Below are 16678 nucleotides of genomic sequence, written 5' to 3' on the forward strand. Positions count from 1 at the left end.
CTGTTTCAGGATGGTTTCATGGGCGCGGAAATTGATTTCGCTCAAGCAGCTGTGATGAGAACCGGCTTATAGGGCCGCATGCCGTAACCAACTAATAATGGTCGTAGTGTCTTGCAGCGGAACGGGAGCCGCGTTGGGAATCTTAGCCTGCGGTCGCGATCGTGAATCGCAAGACTGCGCTGGAAATGCAGGGTCTTCGAGGAACACTCAAATGAACGTCGTCATCCGGAAGCTCAATGGTCTGTGGCACCTCATCGTCGGATCGTGTCAGATCCGAACGCCCTTCCTGGAAACCCAGGACCGCGCGCTGGTCGTCACGTACGCCCGCCGTGCCTACCCCGGCGCCAAGATCTTCCAACGCGATTGATGTGAGCGCCCGCGCCTAATCGTCCGACGCCGGCCCGCACCAGCCGGGCAGATAGATCGCATCCTTGCTCTTGGCCGCGGACATGGCCTTCTCGAGCGCCTTATCGAAATTGGCATCCACCGCCTTGCGCGACAGTTTTCGGCGGAGAAAGTCCGCCCACAGGAATTCGGAGAAGGGCGTGGTGTCCTTGGCAAATCCCCCCAAGCGGCGGAGCTCGCCAGCAAGGCTGCGGAAAGGATCGTCCTTGAGATCGGCAACCGATTTCGGCAGGTCCCGGAACGGCCGCCTCTCCCCCTTGGAATCGTAAGGGTAGACCCAGCGCTTGTTGTCCATCACGCCCCAGAAGGCCTCGCGCTCGACCATTCTGAGGTCGCCGACGACGGTCACCAGCACCTCCTTGACGCCCTCGTCGTGCAATGCGCGGCCGAGATGATGATGGTCGATCACGTAGTAGCGCTCGTTCGGCCCGTACACGACGGGGATCATGTGCTTGCCGAGCAGATCGGCCTGCTTCTTGCTGCCGTGCTCCCGCCAGCGCTGGCGCTTCTCCTTGACCTCGCGCATGCCGACCGTCATCTGCGTCGGCCGAAGCGACAGGATCGACACCGGATGCACTCTCGGCTCGCGCGCGTTCATGGTCATGGTCGAAGGGCCTCTCACATTGTTGCAACCGGTCGTCCAGGTTCCCACGGATTATGCCATGGGCCCTGCGGCGACAAAATGCGTCCGGCCCGGACAGGGAGATCACAAGCCGATGTTCGCCGGACCGGGCGCGGCATACGCCATGGCTGGTGTTGCAACGCAACCCCCGCATCCTGACGCCGGCATGACGACCGCTTTCGCGATCTGTCGCGGGCCCTCACGAAGGGTCGTGCAAAAGCGCAATGCACGTACGCGTTGAGAAGATTTTCTGCAACGCGTTCACCACCTGTGCTATCAAAAATCGCTGCTTCGGAGTGATCCTCGCCCCATGAAATCCCAGCGGCCCATAAGCTCTGATGAGGAGCACCGGGTGCTCCAGTTCAGGCCGCGCACCTCACCCTCCCCGACGGTCCATCGGGGCAACGGCACCGTGCAGCCGCTGCGCGGCGCGCCCGAGCGGCTCGACCTGTCGCGCTACGAGCAGCCCCGCGCCGAGCCGGACGATTTCCGCCACCGCATGCTCGCCAACATCGCGGCGCTCGCCTTCACCATCGCTCTGACCGCGATCGGGATCTGGCTCGCCGTGAGCATCGCCGACCTGCGCCGGACCCAGGATTGCGTGCTGATGGGCCGCCGCGACTGCGCCAAGATCACGACGCCGCTCATCTAGGTACGCCCGCCTCCCCAGAGGTCGTCATGCCCGGGCTTGTCCCGGGCATCCACGTTCTTTGTGCTGCAAGACAAGGCGTGGATGGCCGGGACGATGCCCGGCCATGACGCTGTGGAGGCAGAGCGCCCCAGGCTTCCCAGTCATATGCGTTCGTCCCTCGCTAAAAGGGGGCTCCGGCAGGCATCCCCAGCTCCGTCCCTTGCTGTCCCCCTTGGCCTGTCCGGCTCCATTGAACTCAGGGCGGCGCTCCGATATACGGGCTCTCGACCCGGCCAGAGGGGGGTTGAGGGCGTCATCAGGGACGCGATGCCCACCCGCCATGCCACTCTGGAACATCTGACAAATATCAGCAATATATCAAAGGCTTAGTGATGTCCTCCACATTCGATCAGGTCGCTACGATCATCGCTGAAACCTGCGACATCCCGCGCGACACGATCACGCCGGATAGCCACGCCATCGATGACCTCGGCATCGACAGCCTCGATTTCCTCGATATCGCCTTTGCGATCGACAAGCAGTTCGGCATCAAGCTGCCGCTGGAAAAGTGGACCCAGGAGGTCAACGACGGCAAAGCGACCACCGAACAATATTTCGTGCTGAAGAACCTGTGCGCGCGCATCGACGAGCTGGTTGCAGCCAAGGGCGCGAGCGCCTAATCGGGCGGTCATGCAACTCGAATACTTCCACATGATCGATCGCATCATCGACCTCAAGGTCGACGAGAAGACGATCGTCGTCGAGGCCCAGGTCCCGAAGGAAAGCACCATCTTCGAGGGACACTTCCCGGGCTATCCCTTGATGCCCGGCGTGCTCCTGATCGAATCGATGGCGCAGGCCTCCGGCTGGCTTCAGCTCGGCGTGTTCAAGTTCGAGCGCATGCCGATCCTGGCCGCCGTCAAGGAGGCCAAGGTGCGCGGCTCGGTATTCCCCGGCGATCTCATGCGCATCGAGGCGAGCCTCTCCTATGAGGGCTCGGGCTACGCCATGACCGAAGCCAAGATCAAGGTCGGCGGCAAGCTGCGCGCGAATTCGGCGCTCACCTTTACGCTGATCCCCTTCCCCAATGCGGACATGCGCGGATACATGGCGAAAGTCGCCGAACGCGTCGGCTTTCCGCGACAGGCCGTATCGCCATGACCGACACCGCTTCGAAGCCCGGCCAGACGGAAGTCTGGATCACCGGCATTGGCCTTGCCACCTCGCTCGGTGAAGGCCTGGACGCCAACTGGGCCGCGCTCCAGGAGAAGCGCATCAATGTCGATGAGAAGGGCTTTGCGCCCTACATCGTGCATCCCCTGATGCCTGTTACCTTCGACACCCAGATCCCGAAGAAGGGCGACCAGCGCCAGATGGAAGCCTGGCAGCGCATCGGCACCTATGCCGCGGGCCTCGCGCTCGACTCCGCAGGGATCAAGGGCAACAAGGACATCCTGTCGAAGATCGACATGGTCGTGGCCGCCGGCGGCGGCGAGCGCGATCTCAACGTCGACACCGGCGTGCTCACGGCCGAGGCCAAGGGGGCGAATGCGCCCGGCTTCCTCAACGAGCGCTTGATGAGCGATCTCAGGCCGACGCTGTTTCTGGCCCAGCTCTCCAATCTCCTCGCCGGCAACATCGCCATCGTGCATGGGCTTGGCGGCACCTCGCGCACCTTCATGGGCGAAGAGGTTGCGGGTGCCGATGCCGCCCGCATCGCACTGGCGCGCATCGCCTCGGGCGAGAGCGACATTGCCCTTATCGGCGGCTCGCATAATGGCGAGCGCAAGGACCTCATGGTCCTCTACGAATTCGGCGACTTCAACCTGAAGGACAAATTCGCGCCCGTCTGGGCGCGCAAGGACCACGCCGGCTTCGCGCTCGGCTCGGCCGGTGCCTTCCTGGTGCTGGAGTCGCGCGCGCACGCAGAAGCCCGCGGCGCCAAGCCGTTCGCAAAACTGTCGAGCGTGGTGGCCGATCTCGCCCGGCGCAAGCAGCCCGGCGACATGGCCGCGACGCTGGAGAAGCTTTGGGCCAAGCTGCCGAAGCGCGAGGGCAAGGGCGCGATCATCACCGGCGCGACCGGCGCAGAGCCCGCGACATCCGAGGAGCGCGGCTTCCTGAAGGGCCACGCCGACTTCCCGGTGCGCTCGACCGGTACGATGTTCGGACACACCATGGAGACGCAATTCCCGCTCGGAATCGCGCTTGCCGCGCTGTCGATCTCGCGCGGCGCGCTGTTCCCGCCGAACGATTCCACGGGGACCGAGATTGAAATGCAGGGGGCACCCACCCAGATTGTGGTGGTGGGGGCTGGACACTGGCGCGGCGAAGGCATGGCGCTGGTCGAGGCCGTGAGCCAGCTCTAGCGGGGGATCGACATGACTGCACCACGCGACAAATTCGGGCGTCCCGTCGTCGTCGTTACCGGCATGGGCATCATGACCTCGCTCGGCGCCGGCAAGGCGGACAATTGGGCGAAGCTCGTCGCCGGCGAATCCGGCATCCGCACCATCACGCGCTTTCCGGTCGACGGCCTGAAGACGACGATGGCCGGCACGGTCGATTTCGTCAGCGTCGATCCGTTCTCCTCCACCGGCCTGTCCGAGCGGATGGCCGAGATCGTGACCCAGGAAGCGCTCGAGCAGGCCGGCATCGGCGCCAACGCCGATTTCCCGGGCCCGCTCTTCCTCGCCGTCGCACCGGTTGAGGTCGAATGGCCGCAGCGCCGCGAGCTCGGCCGCGCCGTCGGCTCGCCGGACTTCACCTACGACGATCTCTTGCGCATCTCCGGCGGCGGCAAGTACAGCGCCTATCATCACCGCTTCATGTTCGGCTCGGTCGCCGCGCATCTCGCCGAGACTTTCGGCACCAAGGGCTCGCCGATCTCGCTGTCGACGGCCTGCGCCTCGGGCGCGACCTCGATCCAGCTCGGCGTCGAGGCGATCCGCCGCGGCGAGACCGATGCTGCGCTGTGCGTCGCGACCGATGGTACGGTGAATCCGGAAGCGCTGGTGCGCTTCTCGCTGCTCTCCGCGCTGTCGACCCAGAACGATCCGCCGCAGGCGGCCTCCCGCCCCTTCTCCAAGAACCGCGACGGCTTCGTCATGGCCGAAGGCGCCGGCGCGCTGGTGCTGGAAAGCTATGAAGCCGCAACTGCGCGCGGTGCAAAGATCCTCGGCGTGATCGCCGGCTGCGGCGAGCTCACCGATTCCTTCCATCGCACCCGCTCCTCGCCCGACGGCAAGCCGATCATCGGCTGCATGAACAAGACGCTGGCCGATGCCGGCATGACCCCGGATCAGATCGACCACATCAACGCGCACGGCACCGCGACGCCCGAAAACGACAAGATGGAGTTCAATACGACATCGGCCGTGTTCGGCGAGCTCGCGCAGAAGATCCCGGTCACGTCCAACAAATCGATGGTCGGCCACACCATCTCGGCCGCAGGCGCCGTGGAAGCGATCTTCTCGCTGCTCACCCTCGAGCATCAGCGGATCCCGCCGACGATCAACTACGAGACCCCGGATCCCACGATCCTGTTCAACGTCGTCGGCAACAAGGCGCGCGACGCCCGCGTCACCGCGGTGATGTCGAACTCGTTCGGCTTCGGCGGCCAGAACGCCTCGCTGATCCTGACCCGCGAACCGGCCTGACCGGACGCATGGCGCTGCTTCCTGCGAGCATCAAGGCCCGCGCGCGGGGGGCTGCCAAGTCGGTCGGCGGCGGCCTGATCGGCGCCGCCACGGTCGGCATGCTGCGCACCACGCGCTATTTCGATCCGGTCAAGACCTCGGATTTCTTCGCGCGCGTGACGAAGCTGATCGGCCCGCGCCTGCGCGAGCACCGCATCGGCCGCGCCAACCTCACCGCCGCATTTCCGGAGAAGTCGCCCGAGGAGATCGAACAGATCCTGATGGGCGCCTGGGACAATCTCGGCCGCGTCGGCGCCGAATTCGCCCATATGGACCACGTCTGGGATTACGACCGCGACCATCCGGAGAACAGCCGGATCGAATTGCCTCAAAGCAGCATCGAGCGGTTCGACCACATCCGCGACGACGGCAAGCCGGCGCTGATTTTCGCCGCGCATCTGGCCAACTGGGAATTGCCGGCGCTCGCCGCAGTCGCGCATGGGCTGGATGCCGCGATCCTCTATCGCCGGCCGAACATCGCCTCCGCCGACCGCATCATCCAGGAGATGCGTCAGGTCAACATGGGCACGCTGATCCCGGCGGGCCGCGACGCGCCGCTGCGCCTCGCGCAGGCGCTCAAGGACGGCAAGCACGTCGCCATGCTGGTCGACCAGTACCTCACCGGCGGCGTCGAGGTCACCTTCTTCGGCCGCAAGACCCGCGCCAACCCGATGCTGGCCCGCCTCTTACGCCAGGTCGAATGCCCGATTCACGGCGTCCGCATCATCCGCAAGCCCCGCGGCCGTTTCGCCGCGGAGCTGACGGAGGAGGTCCCGCCGGTGCGCGATGCCGACGGCAAGATCGACATCCAGGGCACGACACAGGCGATCACGAATGTGGTGGAAGGCTGGGTGCGCGAGCATCCGGAACAGTGGCTGTGGCTGCATCGCAGGTGGCGGTAGCGGACAGAACTCTCTCCGTCATGGCCGGGCTTGACCCGGCCATCCACGCGTCGCCACGCGGCAGGAACGACGTGGATGCCCGGGACAAGCCCGGGCATGACGACTGAGCAAGGGGAGCGTCTGCTCCGTCTCAGCCCCGCCTACCGCCCCGTCTTCACCTTGGTCCAGAGCCTATTGATGATGCGCTGCGTCGCCGGCTCGCGCGCGGTGATGACGAACAGCTTTGCGAGCGTCGCCTCGTCCGGATAGATGTTCTTGTCATCAAGGATCTTCGGATCGACCAGCTTCTGGCTGGCGAGGTTGCCGTTGGCGTAGGACAGGAAGTCCGAGTTCTTGGCCGCGACGTCGGGGCGATAGAGATAGTTGATCAGCTCGTAGGCCTCCTTGACGTTCTTGGCGTCCGCGGGGATCGCGAGATTGTCGAAGAACATCTGCGCGCCCTCCTTCGGGATCGTGTAGCCGATCTCGACGCCGCTCTTGGCTTCAGCGGCGCGGGCGCGGGCCTGCATGATGTCGCCGGACCAGCCGACCACGAAGCAGATCTCGCCGGTGGCGAGCGCGCTCAGATATTCGGACGAGTGAAATTTTCGTACGGACGGGCGGACCTTCGCGACGGCATCGGCGGCCTTCTCAAGATCAGCCTGCTTGGTCGAGTTCGGATCGAGCCCGAGCCAGCTCAGCGCCGCCGGGAAGATGTCGTCGGCGGAGTCGAGCATGTGCACGCCGCAGTCTTTGAACTTGGCGAGGTTCTCCGGCTTGAAGACGATGTCCCAGCTGTCGATCTTCGCGTCGGGCCCGAGGATCTGCTTCACCTTGGCGACGTTGTAGCCGATGCCCGTCGTGCCCCACATGTAGTTGGCGGCATAGACGTTGCCGGGATCGTAGATGCCAAGGCGCTGCGTTACGACGGGCCAGGCATGGCTAAGGTTCGGCAGCTTCGACTTGTCGAGCTTCTGGAAGATGTTCGCCTTGATCTGGCGCTGCAGGAAATAGGCCGTGGGCACCACGACGTCGTAGCCGGACTTGCCGGCCATCAGGCGCGTCTCCAGCGTCTCGTTGGCATCGAACGTGTCGTAGACCACCTTGATGCCGGTCTCCTTGGTGAAGGCCTCAAGGACATCAGGCGCCATGTAGTTGGACCAGTTGTAGAAGTTGACGACGCGCTCCTCGGCGCCTGCGGGAGCGGAGAGGAACGTCAGCGCTGCGGCGATCGCGAGACTAAAGCCAAGTCCGGAGCGTCCGACGTTCGTCATCTCTGTCTACCTCTTGCGTCCACGCACCGCGTCGGATAGCCGCTCCAAGGCGGTGTCCAGCGTCTGGTCCTTCTTGGCAAAGCAGAAGCGCACCACCGAGGTCACCGGGTCCTGCTCGTAGAAGGCCGAGACCGGGATCGCCGCGACCTTGTAATCCCTAACGATCCGCCAGCAGAACTCGGTGTCGCTCTCGTTCAGCCCGAGCGGCGACAGGTCGACGGTGAGGAAGTAGGTTCCTTGCGACTTCAGCACGGGGAAGCCGAGGCTTTCGAGGCCCTTTGTCAGACGGTCCCTGCTCCGCGTCAGGTCCTTGCGCATCGACAGGAAGTAGTCGTCGGACTTGCCGAGGCCGTAGGCGACGGCGGCCTGGAGGTTCGGCGCGGTGGTGAAGGTCAGAAACTGGTGCACCTTGGCCGCCACACGCAGCAGCGGCGGTGCGGCACAGACGAAGCCGATCTTCCAGCCGGTCAGCGAGAAGATCTTGCCGGCCGAGCCGACCTTGATGGTGCGGTCGCGCATGCCGGGAATGGTGATCAGCGGGATGTGCTTGTGCTCGTCGAAGGTGACGTGCTCCCAGACCTCGTCGCAGATCGCGACGACGTCGAACTTCTGACAGTAGCGCGCGAGCAGCTCGAGGTCCTCGCGCGGATAGACCACCGCGGAGGGATTTAAGGGATTGTTGAAGAGGACCGCCTTGGTCTTTGAATTGAAGACGCTTTTCAGCATGTCCTCATTCAGCCGCCAATGCGGCGGCTCAAGCCGGACGAGGCGCGGAATGCCGCCGGCCTGGCGGATGATCGGCAGGTAGGAATCATAGACCGGCTGGAAGCAGACCACCTCGTCGCCGGGCTGCACCACCGCGAGGATAGCCGAGGTCAGCGCCTCGGTGCCGCCGGAGGTGACCATCACCTCGCTCATCGGATCGAGCTTGAGGCCGTGCCAGTGGCCGTAATGGGTTGCGATCGCCCGGCGCAGCTCCGGCAGGCCCATCATCGACGGGTACTGGTTGTAGCCGTTCAGCGAGGCGTCGGCCGCAGCGCGGCGGATGTCCTCGGGGCCGGGATCGTCAGGAAAGCCCTGGCCGAGATTGATGGCGGCATTGTCGCGCGCGGCCTGCGACATCGCCTCGAAGATGGTGACGGGAAGGTCGGCGAAGACCTTGTTCAGGGACGAGCTCTTGGACATCGGCCGGATCAGCCACCGACCTTGCTGGGAAGACCCGCCGCCTTCCAGCCGAGCATGCCGCCGGCCAGATGCTTGTCGTAAGGCAGGCCCGCCGCCTGCGCCGCGAGCGAGGCCGTCACCGAGCGCTTGCCGGAGCGGCAGGCGAACACGACTTCCTTGCCTTGGGGATCGGGGATCGCCTTGGGATCGAAGGTCGAGAGCGGAACCACGACGCCGTAAGGATAGGCCTCGGCCTCGACCTCGTTCGGCTCGCGGACGTCGACGAGCAGATAGCGCCCTTCCGCGACACCCTTGGAGACCTCGTCCGGGGTCAGATCCTGTACTTGATTTGCCACATCATCCTCCAACGTCGCAGGCGCATGCCGGGGCGATCCCAGCGGGCGGCAACCTCGCCTCTCGGGAGACGAAAATCAAGCGCTGCAAAGGCTTGAGCCGCGCGGCGCAAGTTAAAGCTAAATCGCAGCGACTTGAAGTGCGACCTTCAAATGGAGGGTCAGATCGTCACCTGCGTCCCGACCTCGACCACGCGGCCGCTAGGGATCTGGAAATAGTCGGTGGCGTCGTTGGCGGAGCGGCTGAGCGAGATGAACAGCCGGTCCTGCCAGCGCGGCATGCCGGAATGGACGGCAGGCTTGAGCGCCCTGCGCGACAGGAAGAACGAGGTCGACATGATGTCGAACTGCCAGCCGAGCTTGCGGGCGATCGCCAGCGCCTTCGGCACGTTGGGCGATTCCATGAAGCCGAACTTCAGCGTCACCTTGGAGAAGGTCGGCGAGATCTGCTCCAGCCTGACGCGCTCGGCCGGGTCGATCCGCGGGGTCTGCGCGGTCTCGATGGTGAGAATGACGTTCTTCTCGTGCAGCACTTTATAGTGTTTCAGACTATGCATCAGCGCGGTCGGAGCACTGAGCGGGTCCGAGGTCAGGAACACGGCGGTTCCGGGCACGCGCTGCGGCGGCCGCTTCTCCAGCATCGCCACGAGGTCGGCGAGTGGGAACTCGAGCTTGCGCGACTTCTCGAACAGCAGCCGGCTGCCGCGCCGCCACGTGTACATCAGGATGATCATGAGCGCGCCGAGCGCGAGCGGCACCCAGCCGCCCTCGAACACCTTGAGCAGGTTGGCGGCCAGGAAGGTCAGGTCGAGGAACAGGAAGGGCGCGATCAGCGCGGCCGCCGCGAGCGACGACCACCGCCAGACCTTCCAGATCACGACAAAGCCCATCATCGCCGTGACCACCATGGTTCCGGTGACGGAGATACCATAGGCGGACGCCAGCGCGCTCGAGGAGCGGAACAGCAGCACCAGGAGCACCACCGCGACCAGCAAGAGCTGGTTGATGCGCGGGATGAAGATCTGGCCGGAATGGGCTTCGGACGTATGGCGAATTTCAAAGCGCGGCAGCAGGCCGAGCTGGATCGCCTGGCGCGTCAGCGAATAGGCGCCGGTGATGACGGCCTGGCTTGCGATGACGGTGGCGGCGGTGGCGAGCACGACCATGCCGCCGCGGATCCAGCCTTGCGGAAACAACTGGAAGAACGGGCTCTCGATCGCCCCGGGATCGGCGAGCACGAGCGCCCCCTGCCCCAGATAGTTCAGCGCCAGCGACGGCAGCACGATAAACAGCCAGGCGGTCTGGATCGGCCGCTTGCCGAAATGGCCGAGGTCGGCATAGAGCGCCTCCGCACCCGTGACCGCTAGGAACACCGCGCCCAGCGTGACGAAGCCGATGATGCCGTGGTGGAGCATGAAGGACACGGCATAGAGCGGGTTCAGCGCTAAGAGCACCTGGGGCTGCTGGATGATCGGATGGATCGCCGCCCCCGCGATCACGGCAAACCAGACGCACATGATCGGGCCGAAGAAGGCAGCGACGCGGGCGGTGCCGCGCGACTGCACGGCGAACAGGCAGACCAGGATGATTACGGTCAACGGCACGATGTAGGGCTCGAACCGCAGCGTGACGTCCTTCATGCCTTCGATCGCCGACAGCACCGAAAGCGCGGGGGTGATGACGGCGTCGCCATAGAACAGGGCGCCGGAGATGATGCCGAGCAGGACGATGGTCGCCCCGCCGGTGCCGACTGCGCGCTGGGCCAGCGCCATCAGCGCGAGCGTGCCGCCCTCGCCGTTGTTGTCGGCGCGGAGCAGGATCACGACGTATTTGAGCGTCACCACGACGATGAGCGCCCACAGGATCAGGGAGAGCACGCCGAGCACGGCTGCCGGCGTGGCGAGCCCGTCGGTGCCCGAGGAGGCCGCCGTCACCGCCTCACGGAACGCGTAGAGCGGGCTGGTGCCGATGTCGCCATAGACCACGCCGATGCTGCCGAGCGTCAGCGCGCCGAAACCAGCGGTGGTGTGGGCCTCACCATGGCCATTGGCCGCCGCCGTTTCCGGCGCGGGAACTGCTACGTCGCTTGTCATGGGAGAGCCCGGTGGCCTCTAAAAATGCTTCACTGCACAACGGCGGAAGAGCGCGGGCTTATAGTCCTGCGCTGCCGGCATAGCCTAGCCCGTTTCTGGGCCCTCGCCATGCAAATTTCGCATGGATACGCCAATCGCGTTCAAATAATGACCTGCGTGCCAACTTCAACCACCCTTCCGGTCGGAATCTGAAAATAGTCGGTCGCGTCATTGGCGGACCGGCTCAGCGCGATGAAGAGGTGGTCCTGCCAGAGCGGCATCCCCGAATGCGCTGAGGCCTTCAGTGACCGCCGCGACACGAAGAACGACGTCGACATGATGTCGAACTGCCAGCCCTGCTTGCGTGCGATCGCGAGTGCCTTCGGCACGTTCGGCTGCTCCATGAAGCCGAAGCGCAGGCGGACCTTGGAGAACTTGTCGCTGATCTTCTCCATGCGGAAGCGCTCGGACAGATCGACCCGCGGCGTATGCGCGGTCTCGATGGTCAGGACCACGTTGTGCTCGTGCAGCACCTTGTTGTGCTTGAGGTTGTGCAGCAGCGCGGTCGGCACGAAGGAAGGATCGCTGGTCAGGAACACCGCGGTGCCCTTGACGATGTGCGGCGGCCGCTTCTCCAGGCTCCGGATCAGATCGTCCAGCGGCACCTCGATCCGGCGGGTCTTCTGGAGCAGAATGCCGGTCCCCTTGCGCCAGGTCCAGATCGTCCCTGCCATGGCCGCACCGAACAGCAGCGGCACCCAGGCGCCTTCGAGCAGCTTGAGCAGATTGGCGCTGAAGAAGCTCATGTCCACGACGACGAAGGGCACGATCACCGCCGCAGCCGTCGCCGCGCGCCAGTTCCACAATTTCCAGATCACCACGAAGCCCATGATGCCGTCGGCGACCATGGTGGTGGAAACCGCGATGCCGTAGGCCGAAGCCAGATTGCTGGGGGTGTGGAACAACAGCACCAGCAGCATCACGCCGATCAGCAGCAGCCGGTTCACGCGCGGCAGATAGATCTGACCGGCATGGGTTTCGGAGGTGTAGCGCACCTCGAAGCGCGGCAGCAGGCCGAGCTGCACGGCCTGATAGACCAGCGAATAGGCGCCGGTGATCACCGCCTGGCTCGCGATCACGGTCGCCGCGGTCGCAAGACCGACCAGCGGCAGCACCAGATGCTCGGGCACCATGCGGTAGAAGGAATGCTCGATCGCGCTCGGATCGGACAGCACCAGCGCGCCCTGACCGAAATAGTTGATCAAGAGCGAGGGCAGCACGAAGAACATCCAGGCCGACTGGATCGGCTTGCGGCCGAAATGGCCGAGATCGGCATAGAGCGCCTCGCCGCCGGTCACCGCCAGGAACACCGCGCCCAGCGTCACGAGGCCAATCGTGCCGTGCGAGAGCAGGAATTGCAGCGCGTAATAGGGATTGATCGCGGCCAGCACCGACGGATCGTCGGCGATGTGGACGGCGCCCATCACCGCCAGACACGTGAACCAGACCACCATCACCGGCCCGAAGGCCGAGGCCACCAGCGCCGTCCCCTTGCTCTGGACCGCGAACAGCAGCACCAGGATGAGGACGGTGAGCGGCACGACATAGTGCTCGAACGCGGGGGTCACGAGCTTGAGACCCTCGACCGCCGACAACACCGAGATCGCCGGCGTGATCATGGAATCGCCAATGAACATGGAGGCGCCGACCACGCCGAGCGCGAGCAGGAACCAGCTTCGCCGCCCGAGCGCACGCTGGCCGAGCGCCATCAGCGAGAGCGTGCCGCCCTCCCCGTTGTTGTCCGCGCGCAAGAGCAGCAGGACGTATTTAGCGGTGACGACGATCAGCAGCGCCCACAGGATCAGCGAGAGCACGCCGAGCACCATGACCCGCGTGACCGGCTCACCGTGGGCCGCGCCCCGCACTGCCTCGTGGAATGCATAGAGCGGCGAGGTGCCGATGTCGCCGAAAACGACACCGATGCTCCCGAGCGTAAGCGCCCAAAAGCCTGAGGTGACCGGCCCTTCCTGGGTCTCGGCCTGTGTGATGCTCGCCGTCATGAAGATGGAAAACGCTTCGTCCCTGAATTTGATCCGGCGCCTTTTGACGCTTCCGGCGCGCCTGTCAATCGGCACCCACCTTAGCAGGCGCTGCGCCGAATGCTGTGACGGCGCGGCCACGCTCATCGCCAGCGCGACGACATGCCTCAGGTAAGATGGTAGCGCAAGTGCGCCTGCGCGGCCCTTCGGGTCCGGATCATGCCCTACGGCTTCAAATTCGGCGGCAGCGGCGGGTCTTCGCGCATCAGGGTGATGGTCACGCGCCGGTTGGCGGCAAGCGAGGGATCGTCCGGAAACAGCGGCTGGGTGTCCGCCTTGCCGGAGACGGCGAAGATGTGCGAGGCCGGCAGGCCCTCGCGCTCGAGGATCTGCCGCACCGCATTGGCGCGGTCGGCCGACAGATCGAAGGCACCGTAGTCGCTGCGGGACGGCACGAAGCCGGCCGCGGTGTGGCCGGCGATGGAGACGCGGAGCGGCGTGGCCTTGAGCGGAATCGCCAGCTTCTCGACCAGGCGGCGGGTGCGGTCATAGGGCACCTTGGAGCCGTCGGCGAACATCGAGCGGCCGTCCTGGTCGACGATTTCGAGATTGAGACCCTGCTTGGTCTCCTCGAACATGATGTGCTTGGACATCTCGGTCAGTTCCGGCATGTCCTGCAAGGCCTGCCGCAGCGAGGCCGCGGCGAGCGCGAAATTGCGGTCGACCTTGATCTTCGCCCCCGACGTGCGGTCGCGATCCTCCTGGTCCGGGGTCGGCGTGTTGGAGGCATCCTCGGGCTGGATATGGTCGACGTTCTTCAGCCGCGGGCGCGTCGGCAGGCCGTCGGACTCGACGATGCCGGCGTAGCGCGCCTCGCTCTGCACGCCGAAGGCGTCGCGCATCGAGCCGGCGACGATCTTCAGCTTGTTGGCGTCCTGCGTCGAGAATGCGACGAGCATCACGAAGAAGCTCATCATCAGGCCCATCAAATCGGCGAAGGTCACGAACCAGCCGTGACCGCCCCCGTGAGCATCGCCGCGCTTCTTCTTGGCCATGTCTGTCTGTCCCGGCGGGCGGCGTTACGCCGGCACCGGCTCGCCTTCGGCGTGGCGGTGCTTCTCCGGCAGATAGGCCAGCAGCATTTCGCGCACCAGCGTCGGGCTCTTGGAGTCGCGGATCATCAGGATGCCGTCGATGATCAGGGTGCGGTTGGTCTCTTCATCCAGCAGCTTGCCGTGCAGCTTGTCGGCGATCGGCAGACAGAACAGGTTCGCGACGAGCGCGCCGTAGAGCGTTGCGAGCAGCGCGGTCGCCATGAACGGGCCGAGCTTGGAGGGGTCGGTCATGTTGGCGAACATCTGCACCATGCCGATCAGGGTGCCGATCATGCCGAAGGCCGGGGCGCAGTCGCCGATGGCGCGGTAGATCTTGCTGCCCTCGTCGAGGTGCATCAGGAAGTTGTCGCGGTCGCGTTCGAGATTGTCGCGGATGAAGTCGAGATCGTAGCCGTCGGCGACATAGCGGATGCCCTTGGCGAGGAACGGCTCGTCGGTCTCGACCTTTTCGAGACCCACCGGGCCCTGCTTGCGGGCGATCTCGGCGATGCGGGCGAGCTCGTCGACGAGGTCGTGGGCCGACAGCCGGCTCATGGTGAAGGCGAACTTGGCGCCGAGCGGAAGGCCGTGCAGGAGCGCGCTGAGCGGAAAGCGGATCATGGTGGCGGAGATCGAGCCGCCGAAGATGATGATCATCGCATGTTCGGAGATGAACATGTGAAGGTCGCCGCCCATGAAGATCATCGCTGTGATGACGATGATGCCCGCCGTGAGCCCAACGCCGGTCATGATATCCATGAGAGACTCCAACGCGTACGCAACAACGGCCGTCCTGGCCGCTGGCGCGGCCCAACCCCGAACCGCATCGGAAACCCTAGAGGGCCGCCCTTAAAGCCGCGTAAAGGTTAAGTTGAGCCGGCGCGCCGGACTGGCGGAGCGCGCCGGGAGAAAGCCGGCTTTGCCCGCCACCGGCAGGAATCTCAACGCTTCGCTAACCATGTTTGCGCGGGGTTAGGACGAGATGCCCACCAACTCCAGGCTGAGCGCGCGCAGACGCTGGCGTGCGTCGGCATCGTAGGCTTGCGGATTGGCGCGCGCCTCATTCATGCCGTTGAAGAACAATCCGCTTTTGCCGGCGACGTCGTCACCCTCGACGAGGCGCAGGATCGCCGCACCGCCCTGCTCCACCGTCGAGATCGGCGTGATGCCGCCGGCCCGCACCATGGTGGTGTTCATGTAGGTCGCCGGATGCAGCGAGTTCACGGTGACACCCACGCCCTTCACTTCCTCGGCGAAATCGATCGTGAACATGATCTGCGCGAGCTTGCTCTGCGCATAGGCGCGCGAGCCGCTATAGCCCTTGGTGATCATGACGTCGTCGAAGTCGATCGGATGCTGGCCGAGCGAGGCGACGCTGACGATGCGCGACGGCGCCGCGGCCTTCAGCAGCGGCAGCAAGAGATGGGCGAGGAGGAAGCCGGAGAGATAATTGACGGCGAAGCGCAGCTCATGACCATCGGCGCTGACCTGACGCTGCGGCCCGTCAGTCTGCGAGCCGATGCCGGCGTTGCTGACGAGGACGTCGAGGCGCTGGTGATCACGTTTCACGGCTTCCGCGAGTGCGCGCGTGCCCGACATCGACGACAGGTCCGCCTGGTAGAAGATCGGCGCGGCATGACCGGATTTCACGATCTCGTCGATCAGCGTCTTTGCGCGCGCCGCATCGCGGCCATGGATCAGGACCTTCGCGCCCTCGGCCGCCAGGTGACGCGCGACGTAGCGGCCGACGCCGTCGGTCGAGCCCGTGATCAGGACCGTCTTGCCATTCATCTTCATCGCGCGCCCTCCGACTGCGGCCCTAGGCCACATCCGTGACCGGGAATCATACAGTATTCTGTGGCCGGTACGGCATGCTCCATCGCAGGAGCCGATTTGCAATGTTGACGCTGTTCGGTCTTCTCACTGCGTTGCCGGCGGTGCTGGCGCTCCGTCTGCTCGAGCCGGAGCTCGTCCTGCCGGCGTTCAGCGTCCTGCTCTTTGTCGAAGCCGCTTTCGCAGTGATCGCAGCGCGCCTGGTTCAAGGCCCCGACAGTGCGGACGACATCACCGTGTGGGATCTTGCCGGCGGCTTCACCCTGATTGGATGCGCCGCCGCAGTGCTTGGTGAGCCCGATCAGGCCGCCCTGTTTCTGACCGAACAGGGCGGCCCGCGGCCGGCATCGCGGCCCTAGGTCGTTGAATTGCGCGCTTGGTGGATCTCCGCCGAGCGCTTCAGCGCGGCTCCAGCGAGAAGTCGGGGCTGCGGGCGATCTCCGGAATCGGCGTCTCGCGGCAGCCGCAGAGCTCGGCGGCCTCGGACAGCTTTGCGGCCACGTCGAGCGGGATCACGATTGCCCGTGGCCGGTGAGATCAACGGACTTCCCGGACCCGGCGTACCGCAACCTTTGCTTGAGTTTGGACGACGACAAGGTAAAATCCCTCACT

17 protein-coding genes are annotated in these 16678 nt (G+C 65.0%); 8 read left to right on the forward strand and 9 right to left on the reverse strand.

All coding sequences use genetic code 11. The features are described 5' to 3' along the window. The first annotated feature begins 211 nt into the window (after window positions 1-211). The gene (locus XI09_RS44595) at window positions 212-367 is read left to right on the forward strand and encodes a hypothetical protein (protein WP_271572628.1); all 156 of its coding nucleotides are present in this window, start codon (window positions 212-214) and stop codon (window positions 365-367) included. Window positions 368-382: 15 nt separating this feature from the next. On the opposite strand, the gene XI09_RS44600 is transcribed toward XI09_RS44595, so the two are convergent. After that, the gene (locus XI09_RS44600) at window positions 383-1009 is read right to left on the reverse strand and encodes a ParB-like protein (RefSeq protein ID WP_271572629.1); all 627 of its coding nucleotides are present in this window, start codon (window positions 1007-1009) and stop codon (window positions 383-385) included. Window positions 1010-1337: 328 nt separating this feature from the next. On the opposite strand from XI09_RS44600, the gene XI09_RS44605 reads away from it, so the two are divergent. The 6 genes from XI09_RS44605 to XI09_RS44630 all read left to right on the forward strand — a co-directional run bounded on the left by XI09_RS44605 (window position 1338) and on the right by XI09_RS44630 (window position 6258). Further along, a complete protein-coding gene (locus tag XI09_RS44605; protein ID WP_092183303.1) occupies window positions 1338-1679 on the forward strand; it encodes a hypothetical protein in 342 nt (113 codons plus the stop codon). A gap of 371 nt (window positions 1680-2050) precedes the next feature. Next, window positions 2051-2338, forward strand: coding sequence for an acyl carrier protein (locus XI09_RS44610; protein ID WP_007592476.1), 288 nt, complete (start codon window positions 2051-2053; stop codon window positions 2336-2338). 10 nt (window positions 2339-2348) lie between these two features. Then, window positions 2349-2819 carry a 3-hydroxyacyl-ACP dehydratase FabZ family protein gene (locus tag XI09_RS44615; protein ID WP_271572630.1) on the forward strand — a complete coding sequence of 157 codons (471 nt, stop codon included), beginning with the start codon at window positions 2349-2351 and terminating at the stop codon, window positions 2817-2819. Next, window positions 2816-4027, forward strand: coding sequence for a beta-ketoacyl-ACP synthase (locus XI09_RS44620; protein ID WP_271572631.1), 1212 nt, complete (start codon window positions 2816-2818; stop codon window positions 4025-4027). Before XI09_RS44615 ends, XI09_RS44620 begins: the two co-directional genes overlap by 4 nt. Before the next feature lie 12 nt (window positions 4028-4039). Continuing rightward, window positions 4040-5317, forward strand: coding sequence for a beta-ketoacyl-ACP synthase (locus XI09_RS44625; protein WP_271572632.1), 1278 nt, complete (start codon window positions 4040-4042; stop codon window positions 5315-5317). 8 nt (window positions 5318-5325) lie between these two features. Further along, window positions 5326-6258 (forward strand): lipid A biosynthesis lauroyl acyltransferase, encoded by a 933-nt coding sequence (locus XI09_RS44630; protein WP_271572633.1) that lies wholly within the window; start codon window positions 5326-5328, stop codon window positions 6256-6258. A gap of 140 nt (window positions 6259-6398) precedes the next feature. On the opposite strand, the gene XI09_RS44635 is transcribed toward XI09_RS44630, so the two are convergent. From XI09_RS44635 to XI09_RS44670, 8 genes are all read right to left on the reverse strand, one after another. Beyond that, a complete protein-coding gene (locus tag XI09_RS44635; protein WP_271572634.1) occupies window positions 6399-7511 on the reverse strand; it encodes a polyamine ABC transporter substrate-binding protein in 1113 nt (370 codons plus the stop codon). A 6-nt stretch (window positions 7512-7517) separates the two neighbouring features. After that, on the reverse strand, window positions 7518-8696 hold the full coding sequence (locus XI09_RS44640) for an aminotransferase (protein WP_271572635.1): 1179 nt from the start codon (window positions 8694-8696) through the stop codon (window positions 7518-7520). An 8-nt stretch (window positions 8697-8704) separates the two neighbouring features. Next, a complete protein-coding gene (locus XI09_RS44645; RefSeq protein WP_008139644.1) occupies window positions 8705-9031 on the reverse strand; it encodes a rhodanese-like domain-containing protein in 327 nt (108 codons plus the stop codon). A gap of 158 nt (window positions 9032-9189) precedes the next feature. After that, window positions 9190-11121: a potassium transporter Kup gene (locus tag XI09_RS44650; protein WP_271572636.1), complete on the reverse strand. Its 1932-nt coding sequence runs from the start codon at window positions 11119-11121 to the stop codon at window positions 9190-9192. Window positions 11122-11261: 140 nt separating this feature from the next. Next, window positions 11262-13160 carry a potassium transporter Kup gene (locus XI09_RS44655; RefSeq protein WP_271572637.1) on the reverse strand — a complete coding sequence of 633 codons (1899 nt, stop codon included), beginning with the start codon at window positions 13158-13160 and terminating at the stop codon, window positions 11262-11264. Window positions 13161-13363: 203 nt separating this feature from the next. Continuing rightward, on the reverse strand, window positions 13364-14194 hold the full coding sequence (locus XI09_RS44660; protein WP_092183321.1) for an OmpA/MotB family protein: 831 nt from the start codon (window positions 14192-14194) through the stop codon (window positions 13364-13366). A gap of 24 nt (window positions 14195-14218) precedes the next feature. Next, the gene (locus tag XI09_RS44665) at window positions 14219-14992 is read right to left on the reverse strand and encodes a motility protein A (RefSeq protein WP_018645542.1); all 774 of its coding nucleotides are present in this window, start codon (window positions 14990-14992) and stop codon (window positions 14219-14221) included. Between the two features lie 213 nt (window positions 14993-15205). Continuing rightward, on the reverse strand, window positions 15206-16030 hold the full coding sequence (locus XI09_RS44670; protein WP_271572638.1) for an SDR family NAD(P)-dependent oxidoreductase: 825 nt from the start codon (window positions 16028-16030) through the stop codon (window positions 15206-15208). Between the two features lie 101 nt (window positions 16031-16131). On the opposite strand from XI09_RS44670, the gene XI09_RS44675 reads away from it, so the two are divergent. Further along, a complete protein-coding gene (locus XI09_RS44675; protein WP_271572639.1) occupies window positions 16132-16425 on the forward strand; it encodes a hypothetical protein in 294 nt (97 codons plus the stop codon). Window positions 16426-16678: the final 253 nt, after the last annotated feature.

Origin of the sequence: Bradyrhizobium sp. CCBAU 11386, from assembly GCF_028128955.1 — a bacterium.
Classification (GTDB): domain Bacteria; phylum Pseudomonadota; class Alphaproteobacteria; order Rhizobiales; family Xanthobacteraceae; genus Bradyrhizobium.